An 18280-nucleotide genomic window follows, 5' to 3' on the forward strand; every position below is an offset into this window, starting at 1 on the left:
CAAAATAAATAATAATTCACGTATTGCTGATTTAGCTGAGAAATTTGGATTTAATGATAGAAATATAGAATATGTTTCGGAAATAAAAGATATTGAATATAATCCAATAAATATAAAAATGGAAAAAGAAAGAAAAAAATCTGTAGATTTATTAATGAATATGATTAATGAAAGAGAAAGATTGGTGAATGAAAGTGAAGATATTGCATAACGAAGATTTATCAAAATATACAACAATAAAAATAGGTGGTATTGCTAATAACTTTTACATTCCTGAAACTCAAGAAGAATTAATTAATCTAGTCAAAAAACTAGAAAACTTTAGAATTCTTGGGGGTGGTTCAAATCTTTTAATCAATGATACAATAAGATTTAATCATATTATTTATACCAAAGAATTTAACAAAAATTTGTCAATAGATGACGATATTGTTACTTGTGGAGCTTCGGTTAGTCTACAAAAATTGATCAGTTATATTAATAATCATAATTATGGTGGAATAGAATATTTGTACTCGGTACCTGGATATGTTGGTGGAGCTATTTACATGAATGCTGGTCGTGGCAAAAGTTATAATAAAAGCATTACTGATTATTTATTAGATATAAAAGTATTACATCATCAGGAAATTAAAATTTTATCTGCTAATGAATGTTGTTTTTCTTATAGATCCTCTATTTTTCAAAATGATGAGTATGTTATTTTAGAAGCAAGATTTAAATTCGAAAAAAAAGATAAAGAACTTTGCAAACAAGAAAGAATTGAACGTCTCAAATATTCTAAAACATATCAAGATACTGCGTATCCAAATTTTGGTACGGTTTTTTCAATATGTAATGATAAGCTTCTAAAGATTTCAAGAATGAGCTTCAAATTTAATAAGGATAAAATACAATTTTCAAATAAATCTTTAAATTGGTTGATTAATAATGGGGGAGGAAAATATATGGAAGCCGTTAAAAGAATTGAGAGAACTAAAGCAATTCATAATTTATTTAAAAAGAAAATAAATGTAGAAGTTAGAATTTGGAACGATTAGGTTTAAAAATGAATACTATTGTCTATTGATTATTTCACGTTCTTCAACCACTCAATTCACAACATCAGCACCAGTAGTAGATAATTGTAGCACCACCTGTGCAAATGAATAGCACCGCTCAAAAGCGGTGCCTGTTTTTATTCTTTGTTCATATTTGAAGTAACTTCTCTCATATTGACGTCACCTGCATTAATCGTAACAGAGTTATGAATAATTCGGTCCATGATTGCATCTGCATGTACCCCTCCACCTAATCGTGTATGCCAAGATTCTATTTTGAATTACGTACAAAATATAGTTGATTTGTTTTGATATCTTCTTTCCACAAGTTCAAAAATAAATTCTATTTCTTGTTCGTTCATAGAGTTTATGAGCCATTCATCTAAGATAAGCAAAGGACACTTAGCATATTTATTAATGAGCTTATTTCGTCCTCTTTTTAGTTCTGCTTCTTCTAACTGAACAAACAAATCAGGTATTCTTATATAACGTGTACTTATTCCATCACGACAAGCTGCTTTACCTAGACAGTTTGATAAAAATGTTTTTCCTTTTACATTAGGGAAAGACATATTACATTTCGGCATTAGGAAATGAAGCATGTAAAAAAGCAATAAATGTAAAATATATAAGATTGCCTGATTTATTGTATGATTTAGATCAAGCAAGAGCTAAAGGAAATTATAAAAAGAAATTAAGAGCACTATCAAGGATAGAATTACTCATTATTGATGAATTTCTATTAACACCGACGACTTCAGAACAGCAATCAGATATCTTAGAATTATTAGAATTGAGATATAATACTCATTCAACAATATTTGCTTCACAATTTATTCCACAAGGATGGCATGAAAACTTAGGAAGCAGTGCAATAGCAGATGCAATATTAGATAGAATAACAGCAAATTCATATCTCATTCATATTAAAGGAAGTAAATCAATGAGGGTAAGAGAATTTGAATAAAAAATAAGGGAAGAATGTTCAAAAAATACTAAAGAACAAACTTCCTTTTTTGATGAAGATATAGTGTCGTCAATTTGATTAACACACTGTCGTCACCTTATTAACACGGTGTTGTCAAAGAGGTGAAATATTCAATATATAAGGTTGCCAGATTTATTGTTTGAATTGGATCAGGCAAGACGAAATGGAAAATATAAGCCAAAATTAAGATTATATGCAAGAGCTGAAGTTCTTATTATTGATGAATTCCTGCTTAATCCAACAACTCAGGAACAACAGGGCGATATTCTCGAACTGTTGGAATTAAGATATGATAGTCATACAACAATTATTGCTTCACAATTCACACCAGATGGATGGCACAAAAACCTAGGTGGAGGAGCAATAGCAGATGCCATACTTGATAGAATAGTATCGTCTTCGTATACCATTCATATAAAGGGCGACAAATCAATGAGAACGCGAAAAAAGAATTAATAAGAAAATGTCACTATGGTCAAATCTATAGTGACTATTTTTATCATCACACTGGTGTGATGATGTCATCAAATGAGTGAAATGGTGTCATCTTTTTAGTGAAATACTCAGTAAAGTGAATATTCATGCATCATGTTAATTTATTGACTGATTATTACAGCGTAGCTGACCATTAATTCCAATTATAAGTGATCATCAATTCCGATATAACTGATCAATGATTCCAATTAGGTATATCAACCATATTATATACGCCCCTTTTGATGTAATATTTGATTGTAAATAAGCATCGAATCAACAAAGAATATTGGCTCTGTGACAAGACTAGCAATACAGAATAGCAGGATATACTCGAAATTCTAGAAAAAAGATATCGAGTATATTCAACAATATTATGTTCACAGTTTGATGTGGCTGGATGGCATAATAAATTAGGAGGTAGAGCATTTGCTGATGCAGTCTTAGATAGAATTGTATTTAAATCTCATACAATAAAAATATTGGGTGATAAATCAATGAGAAACAGATAATAAAAAGAAATCCTGATTAATTATAAATTAAGGTATTATAAAATCTGATGAGGAGAAAGAAGGCCTTTAAAATATTATGAGGACATGTCACATATGACCTTTAAAATTTTATGAGGAGTTTCTACTCCTCATTTTTTGTTATAATTTAATAGTCTGGCTGTCTATGATTATGGATAAAAATAAAAAAATTCTACTTAAGATTTTTGATCTTGATGATGATCTCGTCGAAAATGTCAGTTTAGAAACTGATATGAAAAGAAATACTCTTTATGTTAAATTCAAAAGAACTATGAACTACTGCTCTGTATGTGGTTCTGTCAAATTATTAAGCAAAGGCTATTATACAAGTACTTTAGTAGGTTGCCCTTTTAATGGGAAACCTACACTCATTAAATGTAAAATCAATAGATTCGTTTGTAAAAATTGTGGTTCATATCCTGTTGATGAAAATCCTATTTCATATAAGAACACAAATATGACTAGAACTGCTGTTATTACCATATTGAATGAACTTAAACCTTATACAGCGACCTATTCGCAAATTGCTAATAGATTTGGTACGTCAACTTCTCATATTATGAATCTATTTGATAGATATGTAAGGGTCAAAAGAAAAAAACTTCCTAGAGTACTTCTTATTGATGAGTTCTACTTTTCTAGAAAAGTTAAATTTAAACATCCAACTATACTCATGAATTTTGAAAACAATGTCATTATTGATGTTATAAAATCCAGAAAACAGGAAGTAACTCTAGAATATTTCTTTCATATTCCTAAAGAAGAAAAAGAAGCTGTTGAATTTATATGCACGGATATGAGCTATACATTTAAACCCCTTCTACAGCTCTATTTTCCTCATTCAACGCTTCTTGTCGATCATTTTCATGTTATAAAATATATCAATGATCAATTAAATAATACTAGAATTAGAGTCATGCGTAAATATTCTCATGATAAAACATCTTTAAACTATCGGATTTTAAAAAACAAATACAAACTTTTATTAAAGAATGAAGAAGACCTTGATGATGAAACATACAAAAATGATCATATACTTGGATTCACTACAACACAATCGGGCATAGTTTATCAGATGACATTGTTAGATGATGAAATCAATAGAGCCTATAAACTCAAAGAATTATATAGAGCTTTTGACAGTATCACAAAAAAAGAAATCAATAACTATGATATGGAAAAGGAATTAAACTCAATTATCAAACAATTTAAAAATTCAAACATAGAAGAAATGATAGAAGTTGCAGAAACATTAAAAAACTGGAAACAAGAAATACTCAACTCATTTGTATGGATAAAGGACAGAAGAATATCTAATGGACCTATCGAAGGAAAGAATCACTACATAAAGAAGATATTATATAACGGCAATGGAATGCAAAACTTTGAACGTGCAAGAAACAGAATTTTATATTCACAGAATAAATATGAAAGCTATGATTTAGATATAGAATATACAGATTCGATAAAAATGAAAAAAGAAGATTTGTTATTTAACGATGATGAAACTGACGAATTTGAAGAATAAAAAATAAAAGGAGGAGAATACAGCCAGACACCACTTCTCCTCATAGAATTTTAAAAAGGATTCGAAATTTTGTTATCGAATCCTCATTATATTTTAAAGCGATTTTGTCAAATCCTCATAGGATTTTATAATACCTAAATTAACTAATCAGGATTTTAATTGGTCAGTTTTATTGGAATCATTGATCTTAGCCATCGGAATTATCATAAAATAGATTCTTGATTAGGCTTATCAGAATACTAGGTCAATCTGATAGGAATAGTTGGTCAGGGTGAGAGGAATATTCTTTGATGACATGAAACATCAAAATATTTCTTCCAATTCCTTCATTGATTCACATACTAGATTAATAAATTATTTATATTTTGTCGAAATTAATGAAGCAATTTCACCAAAAATTATTATCTAATTTATAATTTTCTAAATCAGCGAATTTTCTCGGCATAAAACATTTTGTCGTCAGTTTGATTGATATGTTGTTGTCACTCCATTAACACATTGTTGTCATTAGGGTGAAATATTCAAGTAAAGGACGATTTTATAGATATTATTTTCATAAGTCACAAAACTTATATGAGTTAAGAAGGAAAGAATGTCATCGTAAAGCAATTAATGATGCTAATGTATTAAGTTATATTGAAAATAAAATACAATTTACACTGGCCACTTGAACAGATTGCAAACAGAAATGTAGAATGAATATCTATACCTTCAATCTCTACTATATATAGGATGATTCATAGAAAACAAATCAGTCAAATTACCATGGAGCATTTAAGAAGAAAAGGTTGAATATTTCACTCACCGTCTGGGTTTATCCTCATATTAGCGTATATATTGTAGAATATAATTTAATTAAGGTGTATACTATTAGTAGATAAGAAGTGAAATTATGATTTCTTCTACACTGCTGATATTCTACACCTTTCTTCCTTTTATTCAAAGGATTCTAAGATAGTTAAAATTGTTGAAGATAATAATCAAGTTAGTATTTATTTAAAATCTCAAAGTCATGAGCAAATTTGCCCTAAGTGTGGTCATGATTCTAATAGATATCACAGTACTTATTGTAGAAAATTACAAAATCTACCAATCTTTGGAAAGTCTGTCTATATTTATTTAACTGGATATCAATATCAATGTGAAAATGATGACTGTGATCAAAGTGTTTTTTTGCGAAGATTTAAATGGTTTTACTGGACATTATAGGAGAATGATCAGAAGGCTAGAGGATTTCTTAGTTACTCTTGCATTAAATACCAGTTACGAAAGTGCAGCTAGAATAGCAAAACTTATTGGAATAAAAACAAGTGGTGACACCATTATTAGAATTTTGTTAGAACGTGCTTCTCATATAAATAAGATGAATACTGATTTTATTGGCGTAGATGATTGGGCATATAAAAAAGGAAATACATATGGAATAATTATAGTTGACGGTCATACACATCAGCCAATAGAATTATTAAATGGGTGAGATGGAAAAGAGTTAAAAGATTGGTTGAAAGAAAATAAGCAAATTAAAACAGTTACAAGAGATCGTACTTCTGCTTATGCAAGAGCCATTCAAGAAATATTGCCAGAAGCAATGCAGGTAGCAGATAGATTTCACTTACATCAAAATTTTCTTGAATGTATTCAAAAAGTCATACAACAAAACATACCAGATAAAATTAAAATTGAAGATGAATACAGATATATTATAAAAAGGAGTTTCTCAAAGAAAATTAGCAAAGATGTTTCATGTTTCTCGACATACAGTCTCTAAACACATTGAAGGTGATGCAAAAAAACTTGCATCACCTGATAAAATAGATAAGATAAATTTTGATACAAATAGAAATGAAATCATTAAGCTTTTAAAAAAGTATATCGTATATGAAGCTTATCCAAAAGCCATTGAAATAGAATATACTGGAAAAAGGACACAGTTTTATAAGAAGTGTAAAGAATTATTTGAAGAATGCAATTTACCTAGATTAATAAAAAGCACTTGTGGCGAGAATATCATTACCTAAAAATTAATCTTCATTATATCAACCGAACAGATATTTTTAGATATCTATGGCATGGAGATAATAATTTTACAGAAAACGAATTAAAGCAAATCAATAATAGATATAACATTATTAAAGAACTCAATCATTTAATAAAAGATTTCAGAAAACTATTCGCAGATAAAAGTATCATTGAACTATGTCTTTTTATAACAAACAATAAAGACTCAGCTTATTCTCAAATTCGTTCATTTATAAAAAGCGTTTTAAAGGATATTGAACCAATATCAAACGCAGTGGTAAAAGAATACGACAATGGATTCGTAGAAGGAACAAATAATAAATTGAAGATGATAAAACGACAAAGCTATGGTGGATGTAAACTTGAACTACTTAGAGCACAATTCATACTTCAATCATTGTTATCAAGCTAATACGCAGATATGAGGATGAACCTTGTTATATTGGAATATTGATAATTTAAAATCTAGCGTTGTGGATTTTAAAAAGTTTTAAAGTTCACACGTTGTGATTTTGAAAAAAGCTTTAAAGTAATTACGTTGTATTGATGAAACGACCTAAAGATTAGGTCGTTTTTTGACGTTTAATATTCTCTATTTTATCTTTTCTTTTTTGGAGTTCCTGTTTTTCTTATTTTATGTACATCCAATATCTGTTCGCTATATGTTTCATGCTTGTTTAAAACATAAAGTAATCGATTCCTAAATCTATTGAAATTTGTATATCCGTTTGCTAGTCTTAATATGATTTTTACTATTCTATTTCTTCCTTCTATTGGTCCATTGGATAATTTTCTTCCATCATATATATGAAATGAATTGATGATTTCTTCTTCCCAGTTTTCTAATGTCATGGCAATATTTCTCATGTATTCTATATCGCTGAGCTTATATTCGACAATAACTGTTTCTAATAATTCCTTTCTAAAATCTATATCAACATTTGCTTCACAGAATATGCAATACAGTTCTTTAAGGTCATATGCTTCTTTTAGTTTAGAATCAATTTCGAGGATCATATCTAATGTCTGTCCTTCAGTATATCTCATTTTAAAATGTCTGTTTCTGTCAGATTTTGTATCATTGATATCAAGTGAATTTTTGAATAATAAATTATTTTTATGCTTTAAAAGATAATATTCATCTGATTTCTTGTTTTCGCTATATTTATTCATGACATCACACCTTATTCGGTTCAATGCATTGTTTATGATTTTCATGATATGGAATCTGTCAGCACATATCAGTGCATAAGGAAGATAGATTTTAACGATGTCTCTGCAGTTATCATAGAGATCCATGGACACATACTTTACTCTTTCTCTTTCATGCTGAGGAATGTTTCTAAAATATGATCTTAAGTTTGCTTTCTTTCTTGAAGGAAGGACATCAATGACCATACCATTTTTAAAGTTGATAAGAAGGCAGGAATATTTATTTTCAGCTTTCCTTGAAAAATAGAACTCATCAATGCAAATAGCTTCAGATAAAGGTTTTCTTTTAATTTGAACATGTTCGTCAAATATGGTCTGGACAATAGTAGGAGAAAGATTTGTTTTTCTTGCGACCATGGAAAAGGTCTGGTTATAATCTTTTAGAAGGATAAGAACATTTTTAACAGTTTCATTAGTAAGCTTAGGGTGAGAACTTTGAAATGGGTTAGGCTCACTTTCTGTAACCCTGCAAAGAGGACAAATATACCTTCTTCTTTTGTAGATAACAGTTGTATGATGCGAGATAAATATGGAATGATTCAAACTGATGGAATCATAGGTCTGAATCCTGGTGATATATCTGCCACATCTAGGACAAAAGACACCTCTGGAAACAAGTTTAATAAAATAATAGGAATGATTGTTCTTGAAAGCATAGTCAATGGATTCAAGATTATCGACTTTAATATTGAGAGTTTTTATGATATCATTATAGATAGGCAAACGCCTCCCTTCATGTATGAATTAAACGTCAAACATATTCTAACATGAAGGTTTTATTATATACAAAAAAGGCACCACGCTAAAATTTAAAGGCTACTTTTAAAAGCAACGTATAAACTTTAAAGGGTACCCCCCTACAACGCCAGATTTTAAATTACCGGAATATTCAATTACCATTGTGTTTTATTATGCAATACTTTAATTGATGTCTAAATATTATCACTTGAATAAGATAAAAAATTAAAACTAAAAACAAACTAGTAAAGGTTGTGTACTTAAGTGATACAATAATAAAACACAATGCATATACAATTTCAAAAATCATTTTTTGAATATCCAAACTATGTAATTTTTTTCCTAAAATAATTTCTGATAAGCAACTTCTAAAAGTGATTGCAATAACCATAGATATCATGACCATTATGTAAGATTTTAAAACATAGGTTGCAATGAAACACAAAATAGTAGAAAGGGTTAATGTTAAAACATTGATACATAAAAGAATTTTTTCAAATCTTAGCACCTTAAAAAAGGTATTGAAAACCATGTTCATTTTTGCATCAAATATACAGATTGGTAATAGGATACTCAAATATTGAAAGCTATCATTATAGCTTGGTATCCAATATGTCAATATCACTTTCATTGGAATCATAACAATATATATCAAAGGCATAACAAAAAAACAAAATATTTGCATTAATTCATAAATTCTTATTTGAGATTTTTTGTCAGTAGTTCTTAATGCTGGAAAAAAAACCATACTTACTTGAGAAATAAAAGATAACGCAAATGTTGTAAGCGATAATGCAAAAGAAATTTTGCCAAACACCTCTATACCCCAATTTTCATCTATAAAAAATCTTCCTATTCCCAAAATTAACATACTGGATATTGCTGATACTGTAAGTTTAATACCTACACTTATCGTATTCTTTAATTCAAAAAAAACATCATCATATCTTCTAATTTTGACAAAAACAATTTTTTTAGCTTTTATCATACAGTAGGCTAAACATAATATCTTACCAAATAAATAAAGAGTTAAATAAATTATATAATTATCAAATTTAGCCACCACAAGTCCAACAACACAAATTATAAAAAAAACTTTGTCTATAATCATAGAATAAGAGTACCATCTAGTTTTATTAACACTTTGAAAAATATATCCTAGATAGTTAGATAAATTAAATATTATCATATAAAATCCTGTAAAAAACAACACACATTTGCGATCAAATATGAGCTGGCATTGCAGAATATAAACAAAAAATATAAAAAAGAAAATCAATTGTATAAATAGAAGTATTTTAAATTGACCTGATACATATTCTTTATTTAATTCTTTGATCTTTAAACCACCATACTTTAGATAAACACCATCATTTATCCCAAAGTGGAAAAAACCAACATAAGAAATATAAAACATAAATAGCTGCCAGTAAGAAAACTGCTCAACAGAAAGTATTTTAGGCAGGATAAATGAAATAAAAAAACTTAATATTAATGATATTCCTTGTGCTATGAAAGCCACTATTAGATTATTAAATATAGATTTTTTATTCATGATATAGAATACTTGATATTTTTTTTATTATATTTTCAGGAAGTTTTGATACGATTTTTGCACTTAATGGAATATATTTTTTTAAATTTTCTATGTAATTTGAATCATTAATATTCTTATAAAAATCTCTTCTATCTTTATCTAAAGGCGATGGATTTAGCAAATTTTTATTGTGTTTTGATGCTAGATTATATGTTGCTTCTATTGTTTCACTATTCAATTCATAAAAAATTTCTTTACCCTTATTGCTGTTAATCATTACGAAAGATATACCTTTACCATCACAAAAATTTTCATAATAATGCTCTAATCCCCAAAAATCTCCAATAGTAAAATCTGAAATATGATTTTGAGAGTATTTACAACTATAGCAACACATTCTGTAATTCTTTCCTTTAATAAAAGGTCGCAAATATCTATCAGTATTTCCTTGCCATTTTTTTCTTTTTTCTCCATCCGAGATACTCATAATAAATTTATTATTATCTCTAAATGAAAATTCACTTATCTTTTTTAAACTAAAACGTTTTATAAGATATTCTTTATATTTTTCGAATAACAAAGGTGATGGTACACCATGACAAATCAATTGTATTGTTATCAAATTAGTATAATCTTTTTTTAAATATTTTTTCAATCCACCTACTTGGCAAGGTGTTCCACAAAACAGGACTATATAATTGATTTCCAAATATTTTTTTATCTCTTTAAATGTTTCTCTTGTATCACTTTGAACATACTTTGATTTCATCATTTTTTTTACGTCATCAATACTATTGGAACAAGCATGAATAACTTTCATTTGACTATCAAATATTGCACCACAAACTATTCCATTTTGGCTAATTACATATTCAGCAATTGAATAAAAAAATCCACCTGATGAACTTTTTTCTCTCATTTCACTATCTTTATTATAGAAAGCATAAACTTTTCCTTTATTTTTATTTTCTAATGTATTAATTTCAGGACATACTCTCTCGCAAATATTACAATCAATGCATTTTACCTTATTGATTTTTGGAATTAAAAATCCTTCATCATCTGGAATCATTTCTATGCATTTTGTTGGACACGATAACTTGCAAGCACCACATCCTGTACAATTATATTGATTCGCATTAATCATTTTTTACCTCCTAGCATCTAATTTTAATCTTTCTAATTAGTATTAAATACAATACATAATAAAAAAAGACAGTAAAAATATTCGTTAAACTCATAAAATTTCGTAACTGAATTTCTTCGACTCCCTGCATGATCACCCCATAAATCAAAAAACCATATATTAATATAAAAATTGGATTTTTTCCATACATTTTGAGCATTCTATAAAAAACCCCCAGAACAATTCCTAATATGAATTGCACTATAAACATGCCTATATACCCAAAATCATACAAATACGTTCTCAAAGATGTATAAATATTGGTTTTCAAATTATTATTTACTTGCACAAAATCAAGATGCAAAATATTATTTGGAACTTTTATTCCAAGTGCATTTAATGTCCCATATAAGCCATAAAAACTCTCTTCCCCAAAGAATCTATCATCTTTATCATACGCATATAATGATTTATCAAATGCGACAATAGCAGCACCCGAGTACAAATAAAGTGTAGTTTTTACAGAATTTTTTTGGGTCTTATTTGTAGTCAATCCCATTGCTTGAAAGCCCACAAAAAAAATTATTAATATTATTATGACTTTTTTTAGAACATTCACCATTATTGAAAAATTAATTTTGTTTTTTTGTTGATTATACACAACCATGTAGTAATACATAATTATAGAAACAGTCAAATATTTTATTAAAAATGTTCTTCCAGTTCCCATCATTTGAATTAAAAGCGATAACAGAATAATACAAATATTTATTATTCTTACTACTTTTTTTGTTTTAGATTTTACAATTATATTATTAATAACAATATATGTGTAAAAATATCCAGTTGCTGCACAAAAAAAACCTAATATCGATATAAAAAAGCTTCTATCCACTTCTGTCAACACAACTGCACTTCTAGCATATTCCATCATATTAAAGAAATTAGCATACGGAACAATTGATCTTGCAATGTTGAGAGTCTGTATAGCATTTAATATTAATCCAATTATCATCATAATTAAAATCACAAATGATGTGCATAGCCTAATATTAATGGCTTTCAGTTTCTTTCTTGTGTTATGATTTGATAGATTCATGCCATAAGAACTCACAGTAAATCCAATCATGAAAACAATTAAAGTTGATATTATTAGAAATACCGCAAAAAAACTGATATCACTTCCTGAAAAACCATTGTAAAAAAATGCTACTACTGTTACCAATGCAAAAGATGCAAATGATAATGTTAATGGAGACATGATATCCATATTGCACATGTATAAAGATATTAATATAAAAAAAATTAAAATTAATAGCAGTATTAAAAGATTTATTTTAAACACCTACCTTGAAAATCTATTTAACCAATTTTCAAAATCATAATATTCTAACAATGACTTATCCACTGGTTTAATAGGTTCTTTCATAAATTGATCAATCTCTTTAGATGAAGAACCTATAATATATGTATTGCCAATATCATATACTTTGGTATCTTTTAAATTATTATTATCAGTTATCAGTTTTTTCTTAAAAAAAAGTGACTCCATGACTCTTAGAGACATCCCACTTTGCTCTTTTTGCAGGAACTCCAATATACAATTTGACTCTTTAGTAAAGTTAATTACATCAGTATAAGGAATGCTTTTTGAATATACTCCGCCTCTACTTGTTTTATCTTTTATAATTAAGAAATTGGTTGAGAATCCTAAATTCTCAATCAATTTCTTAAAGTTATTTAATTTATCATATCTCCCCTTATCTTTCCCAATAAAAAATACATCTGTTTTAGATACGCTTTCTCTAATAGGTAGTCTTTTAAAATAATATGTACTATTGTATTTCATATTGTATTTCTTGCAATCATCATAATCGAAGCTCCACAACTCACAAATATTTCTATCAATTCTATTTGGTGATATTGAACCACTTACAGGATTCCAATACCAATATATAATTCTACCATTATAACCTTTTTTTCGTAAAGTTTTAGGGACACTTTGATTTATTATGTTTGCATGAATAATAATTATATCGTATTTCATAACTTCATATATCCATTTATCAAAAAACATTTCAGTTGAACATTTGGAAATTGATAGCAATTTTCTTATGATTCTTTTAAAGGAATTACAAGGTGTATATAAATTTTTTATATCAACAATATCAGAATAATATTCTTTAATAAGAGAAGGAATATCTTCATCCACATTTGGCCATAACATTAATATTCTACTCATCATTAATCTCCACTTTTTCTAATGCACTTTGTAAAATTCTCTTTGATCTTCTTGTTTCATTTTCAATTAGTTTTAACGATTTCTCATTTATTGAATTATCTAAAATATCAGTATAATCTACGTTTAAACATCTTTCTCTTAATTCAAATATATCAATTATATTTTTTAATCTTAAATCATTATCTTCTGTATCAAACAAGTGTATTGGTTTATTAAAAATCAATCCAAATGAAATTCCATGAAAACTATTAGACACTACAGCTTTGCTATTTGCAATTAGAGATAAAAATGTATTCACAGTTGGATTCCAAAAAAATTTATCATTTCCCCTTCTTTTTTCTTTTATCTCTACATTTATAACATATACCTTGGCATTAATTTTTTTTGCTAAATCAAATGCATAATCATATATTTTTTGAACATGGTGTAAAGCATACACAAGAATATAATCATCTTCACATTTTTCAGTACATAATTTTCTCCACTCATTCAAAGATAACAAATATACTGGATCAACAACATAATCAGATTGTATACCTATATTTTGTAGTGTTTCTACATTTTTCTTTTCACGTACTGTAACACTCAAATAATCTTTTAAATAATTGCGAAAGTCTTCATGAAACTTTTTTTCCAGAGTTGGTAAAGCAATGCTGGCAGCATAAGATACTTTATTAACTTTTCCAAAATTTAAAAAATAATTTTCATCACGTCCATTTTCAAAATGAGGATTCCATATTTGATCGCTTCCTGCAATATATAAATCTGGTTTTTCTAATGATATTATATCCTCTTTACATGTACATTTTCTTGTATTATTTAAGTATTCTTGTTTAAATTTCTTAAAAACCATTTCCGATTTATGGTAATCAGGAAAATAAAGAATACTTCTAACTACTCTTAAAAAAATATTTTTTCTATATTTTTCAGATATTTTTCTTAAATAAGGGGGATAATAGTCAATAATTTCCACACTATTTCCTTGATTTTCTAAATAGCACTGTAAAGCATAGGCTTGCAGTACGGCACCGTAGTTATATGCATTACTGCATGTTATAGTATAAACTTTCATAATCGTCTCCCTTGTATATTTTTTTTAATTTTATAACTGATATATCAATATTGTATTTTGTCTTTTGCATTTCATTTAGATATTTTTCTCTATTTGATTCCAAATTTACTACATTCTCAATCTCTCTGACCCATTCTTGTATATCTTGCTCTAATGATAAAAACTTGATATTATTTACTAAGTCTACATCTTTTGTAACATTAGTCGAACATATTATTGGCAATCCGGAGATTTGAGCCTCTATTAAAACAAAAGGCAATCCTTCAAATATAGAAGGAAATAGCAAACAATCAAAGGCAGAATAATAATTACAAACATCTTGTGAATTTCCTTCAAAAATCACATTATGTGTTATGCCTAATTGTTGCACTACTTTTTCAATTGTACTTTTCATAGGACCATCCCCCAATAAAACCAAATAGCTATCTTCATGTTTTTTTAAGTATTCATTAAAACACTTGATAATAAATTGATGATTTTTAGCTTCTACAAATCTTCCAACATGCCCAATAATAGTCCCTTTATTTATTGATAATTCATTTCTAATTTGCTTTCTGTTTTCTTTTTTGTATGCATACTCTTCCATTGGTATAGCATTATCTAAAATAATAAAATTTTTTTTTCCAAACATCCATTTTCCAGCTTCAACTCCACAAGCAACAAAAATTGTATTTGAATATCTTGTAACTATAAATCTATTAATATAATGTATTATTTTTCCAAAAATACCCCCTATATTGTTTTGCGTATTATGAGAATGAATAATTATTCTCATTTTTTTCTTTTTAGCTACTAGAATAGGAATAATATTCAATAATGAATTCATATGTATATGAATAATTTCATAGGCTTCATCGTCCAAAATATTTTGCAATTGTTTATATTGAATAAATATTCTTCTTGGAAATCTTTCAATCTTATGAATCTTTGCTTTTGTATTTCTACATAAATCTACAATTTTTTTATTTTCTAATTTGTCATCTTGAATTACAAAATCAAATTTCCATTCTTCTTGATTGATTGCATTCATCATATTATATATATATGATTCTGCCCCTCCAATATTAAGCCCATAAATAAAATGTAATACCTTCAAATCAATTTCCCCCTAATTACATAGATTTATAAATTTTTAACATAATGCTATCTACATTAGAAATATCATATTTTTTTGCAATATTCATATTTATATCGCTAATTTTCTGTCTTTTTGTTGGATTTTGAAAGAAGTATTCTATCCCTTTTGAAAAACCAATATAATCATCTGGCGAATAAGAAAAACCTGTCTTTCCATTTATAGAATAGTCATTAATTCCATTTATATTTGAAGATAATAAAGGTAATCCCGATGCCATACCTTCAATGGCAGCAAGACCGAGACCTTCTCTTTTTGAAGGAAAAGCATATATGTCAGCACAATGACATAATTCGGGTATATCACTTCTAAAACCCAATAAAAAGATTTTTTCTTCTAAATGTAACTTACATATCAAATCTTCTAAATCATTTTTTTTGTTTCCCATTCCTACAATTAAATATTTTATTTTAGGATTATTTAATTTAGAAATTGCTTTGATAATAGTTGAATGATTTTTTCTGTTTGATAATTCACCTACCGATATTATTACAAAATCTGAAATGTTTATACCTAATTTTTTACGATATTCTTCTTTATCTACATTACATTCAATATACTTTTTTGTATCAACACCTACACCTGGAACTTTGTATACTTTTGATGCGTAGAACTTAGACTTGGCTAATGAAAAGTCCTCTTCATTGATTGTTATTAAAATATCAGTATACTTAGATAAATATTTTTCAATTGGATAAAACAAAAGCCAACTTTTAGCAGGCCCACCTTTATAAAAATGAAATCCATGAGCTGTATATATGCATTTGGTATGTGTACTTTTACAGGCTAATCTTCCAACTACTCCTCCAATAGGTGAATGACAGTGGATAAATTTATATTTATTTTCCATCATAATCTTATTGATTTGTTTATATGCCTTAATATCTTGTGAGATATTAAAAACAGAACGAGTAAAATCAATTTGATGATATTTTACTTTTAATTTTTCCAATTTTCTTTTTAATTTTTCTACTCTTTCCACACTACATGTGTTTCCTTTTTCAAAATTACATGCTACATGTACTTCGTATTCTAATGATAATAAAATATTAATATTTGACATATTAAATTGATCTATCATTGAAGCAACAGATGCTAAAATTAGTACTTTTTCTTTTCCCATAATTTCCTCCATTTTTGTCTGCATTCGTCGGTCCAATACAAACAGTTTTTGAAAAATAACTTATCTACAATTGTTTTTGTAATAATCTATAAGAGAAATTTTTTTCTACAGAGCACGTGAAGAAGAATATGTAATTCTACTATATATAATATCCTAAATAATTATAAGTTGCTGTCAGTCTTTCAAGCACAAACAAGTATAATTTACAACACAAATACTTAAAATTATTTTATCAATTATAGTGATATTGCGCAGACTGATAGGCCATCCTACTTCTTTTTTGAAAGGATTTTTATGCTTAAAATCCACTGTTTTAATTGTACTGATTTTGATGTTCACAATAGCTTTATCATTGCCATTATTTACTTCACTGACAAGAAAACTCATGTCAATCAATATATTTTCTTCTCTTAACTATGAGCTCTATAATTTTAAAATTTGACTTATTCAATTTCAATGTTTGATGTTCGTATGAAATCTATTGGAGAATATTTGATTTCTACTTTTAATATTCTTGAAAGTGAAACTAAAGTGGATAGTGTTTTTGCTCACGCTAATTATGTCAAAATTGTCAAGGGCAAGATAACAAGTAAAAATGATTCCAAATGAATATATAACCATTTCATGCACAATCTTCTCAAACCATCTTTTATCTCGCCTAATGATATTATTGAATTAATGAATCTCTCTTGTTGTCGTTTTAAGCTTATCTGCATGAGAACTTGTGAACAAAACCATTATTAGAATTCCATGACAGTATCTAATATTGGTCTTGCCTCTGTTATTTCAGATCTTCTTGAAAAAAACAGTTCAAACTTTCATGAATGAAGTTCTACCTGCTGAAGTTGCTGATAAAGATAAAACAATTGAATCTCTTAAAAGTTCAAATATCAAACCGGATCTAAGATTTAAGATTATAGAAATTCAATAACAGATACATGAACTTGATAACCATATTGAAGTTGTCGAAGTAGAAATCGTTAAGCATGCTTCTAAATACTTTTAAGATTTTCTGCATATTATTGAGATTGATTCAATACATCTTATATATGCAATTCTTATCATTTTAAAAATTGGAGTTGAGTGTCTCAGTTTGAAATAGATAAGCAGCTATGTTGCTAAGCCAAAACTTCTCCTACAAATAATAAAAGTACTGAAAAAAATTAATCTATAACAATAAAGTCAAACAGTATCTTAAATCAGTATTAGTACATTGCTAACCATCAAAAATAAAAACACTTACTTTAGTCAAAAGTATACAAGGATCAAAAAAAAGGACACAAGAAAACTTTTATTGTCATTTCAAGAATGATATTTATCAGTATCTATCATATGATTCTAACTAGAGAAAAATTCAATTCTTTAGACTATGAATCATTTAAGAATCCAAAACTGCAAAAAGAAAAGAGCAATTATACAGTTGAGATAGCACTAGAGTTTCTAAAATTACAGGGATTAAATGTATCAATTCAAGATATTTCTAGACAATAGTTTGTTTTTTAAATAAAATTAAACT

Annotated in this window: 21 protein-coding genes and 1 pseudogene; 12 read left to right on the forward strand and 10 right to left on the reverse strand. The window is 27.5% G+C overall.

The window, feature by feature from the left end; translation table 11 throughout:
- Positions 1 to 211 (forward strand): hypothetical protein (locus tag E0K96_RS01285; protein WP_168080586.1); only part of this gene is annotated, 211 nt, incomplete at its 5' end.
- A complete protein-coding gene (locus E0K96_RS01290) occupies positions 189 to 1040 on the forward strand; it encodes an FAD-binding protein (protein WP_168080588.1) in 852 nt (283 codons plus the stop codon). The genes E0K96_RS01285 and E0K96_RS01290, both read left to right, overlap by 23 nt.
- A 281-nt stretch (positions 1041 to 1321) precedes the next feature.
- On the opposite strand, the gene E0K96_RS01295 is transcribed toward E0K96_RS01290, so the two are convergent.
- A complete protein-coding gene (locus E0K96_RS01295; RefSeq protein WP_168080590.1) occupies positions 1322 to 1627 on the reverse strand; it encodes an ATP-binding protein in 306 nt (101 codons plus the stop codon).
- 26 nt (positions 1628 to 1653) lie between these two features.
- On the opposite strand from E0K96_RS01295, the gene E0K96_RS01300 reads away from it, so the two are divergent.
- From E0K96_RS01300 to E0K96_RS01340, 9 genes and pseudogenes are all read left to right on the forward strand, one after another.
- On the forward strand, positions 1654 to 2007 hold the full coding sequence (locus E0K96_RS01300; RefSeq protein WP_370519853.1) for an ATP-binding protein: 354 nt from the start codon (positions 1654 to 1656) through the stop codon (positions 2005 to 2007).
- 138 nt (positions 2008 to 2145) lie between these two features.
- A complete protein-coding gene (locus tag E0K96_RS01305) occupies positions 2146 to 2484 on the forward strand; it encodes an ATP-binding protein (RefSeq protein ID WP_370519854.1) in 339 nt (112 codons plus the stop codon).
- A gap of 356 nt (positions 2485 to 2840) precedes the next feature.
- Entirely contained in the window at positions 2841 to 3014 is a 174-nt protein-coding gene (locus E0K96_RS12300) for an ATP-binding protein (protein WP_370519855.1), read from the forward strand.
- 169 nt (positions 3015 to 3183) lie between these two features.
- Entirely contained in the window at positions 3184 to 4560 is a 1377-nt protein-coding gene (locus E0K96_RS01315) for an ISL3 family transposase (RefSeq protein WP_168080594.1), read from the forward strand.
- A gap of 1020 nt (positions 4561 to 5580) precedes the next feature.
- Positions 5581 to 5769, forward strand: a complete 189-nt coding sequence (locus E0K96_RS12305; RefSeq protein WP_370519857.1) for a transposase family protein — start codon at positions 5581 to 5583, stop codon at positions 5767 to 5769.
- Entirely contained in the window at positions 5711 to 6037 is a 327-nt protein-coding gene (locus E0K96_RS01325; protein WP_206080520.1) for a hypothetical protein, read from the forward strand. The genes E0K96_RS12305 and E0K96_RS01325 overlap by 59 nt, the downstream gene beginning before the upstream one ends.
- Before the next feature lie 21 nt (positions 6038 to 6058).
- Positions 6059 to 6328: pseudogene (locus E0K96_RS01330) on the forward strand (transposase); the annotation flags it as partial.
- Entirely contained in the window at positions 6297 to 6578 is a 282-nt protein-coding gene (locus tag E0K96_RS01335) for a hypothetical protein (RefSeq protein WP_168080600.1), read from the forward strand. The pseudogene E0K96_RS01330 and the gene E0K96_RS01335, both read left to right, overlap by 32 nt.
- Positions 6554 to 6991: a transposase gene (locus E0K96_RS01340; protein ID WP_168080602.1), complete on the forward strand. Its 438-nt coding sequence runs from the start codon at positions 6554 to 6556 to the stop codon at positions 6989 to 6991. The genes E0K96_RS01335 and E0K96_RS01340 overlap by 25 nt, the downstream gene beginning before the upstream one ends.
- A gap of 185 nt (positions 6992 to 7176) precedes the next feature.
- On the opposite strand, the gene E0K96_RS01345 is transcribed toward E0K96_RS01340, so the two are convergent.
- The 9 genes from E0K96_RS01345 to E0K96_RS12085 all read right to left on the reverse strand — a co-directional run bounded on the left by E0K96_RS01345 (position 7177) and on the right by E0K96_RS12085 (position 17151).
- Positions 7177 to 8514: an ISL3 family transposase gene (locus E0K96_RS01345; RefSeq protein WP_168080604.1), complete on the reverse strand. Its 1338-nt coding sequence runs from the start codon at positions 8512 to 8514 to the stop codon at positions 7177 to 7179.
- 166 nt (positions 8515 to 8680) lie between these two features.
- Entirely contained in the window at positions 8681 to 10084 is a 1404-nt protein-coding gene (locus E0K96_RS01350) for an MATE family efflux transporter (RefSeq protein WP_168080606.1), read from the reverse strand.
- Entirely contained in the window at positions 10077 to 11213 is a 1137-nt protein-coding gene (locus E0K96_RS01355; protein ID WP_168080608.1) for a Coenzyme F420 hydrogenase/dehydrogenase, beta subunit C-terminal domain, read from the reverse strand. Before E0K96_RS01355 ends, E0K96_RS01350 begins: the two co-directional genes overlap by 8 nt.
- Before the next feature lie 10 nt (positions 11214 to 11223).
- Positions 11224 to 12453, reverse strand: a complete 1230-nt coding sequence (locus E0K96_RS01360) for an O-antigen polymerase (RefSeq protein WP_168080610.1) — start codon at positions 12451 to 12453, stop codon at positions 11224 to 11226.
- A gap of 84 nt (positions 12454 to 12537) precedes the next feature.
- The gene (locus tag E0K96_RS01365) at positions 12538 to 13434 is read right to left on the reverse strand and encodes a WaaS/CpsH family glycosyltransferase (RefSeq protein WP_168080612.1); all 897 of its coding nucleotides are present in this window, start codon (positions 13432 to 13434) and stop codon (positions 12538 to 12540) included.
- Complete coding sequence (locus E0K96_RS01370) at positions 13427 to 14506, reverse strand: polysaccharide pyruvyl transferase family protein (protein ID WP_168080614.1); 1080 nt, start codon at positions 14504 to 14506, stop codon at positions 13427 to 13429. Before E0K96_RS01370 ends, E0K96_RS01365 begins: the two co-directional genes overlap by 8 nt.
- On the reverse strand, positions 14478 to 15602 hold the full coding sequence (locus tag E0K96_RS01375; RefSeq protein WP_168080616.1) for a glycosyltransferase: 1125 nt from the start codon (positions 15600 to 15602) through the stop codon (positions 14478 to 14480). The genes E0K96_RS01370 and E0K96_RS01375 overlap by 29 nt, the downstream gene beginning before the upstream one ends.
- 16 nt (positions 15603 to 15618) lie before the next feature.
- Positions 15619 to 16764, reverse strand: coding sequence for a glycosyltransferase family 4 protein (locus E0K96_RS01380; RefSeq protein ID WP_168080618.1), 1146 nt, complete (start codon positions 16762 to 16764; stop codon positions 15619 to 15621).
- A gap of 174 nt (positions 16765 to 16938) precedes the next feature.
- Positions 16939 to 17151 (reverse strand): hypothetical protein, encoded by a 213-nt coding sequence (locus tag E0K96_RS12085; protein ID WP_206080522.1) that lies wholly within the window; start codon positions 17149 to 17151, stop codon positions 16939 to 16941.
- Positions 17152 to 18072: 921 nt separating this feature from the next.
- Here E0K96_RS12085 and E0K96_RS01385 point away from each other — a divergent pair.
- Complete coding sequence (locus tag E0K96_RS01385; RefSeq protein WP_168080620.1) at positions 18073 to 18255, forward strand: hypothetical protein; 183 nt, start codon at positions 18073 to 18075, stop codon at positions 18253 to 18255.
- Positions 18256 to 18280: the final 25 nt, after the last annotated feature.

The organism is Massilimicrobiota sp. SW1139, from assembly GCF_012027715.1.
Lineage (GTDB): Bacteria > Bacillota_I > Bacilli_A > Erysipelotrichales > Coprobacillaceae > Allocoprobacillus > Allocoprobacillus merdigallinarum.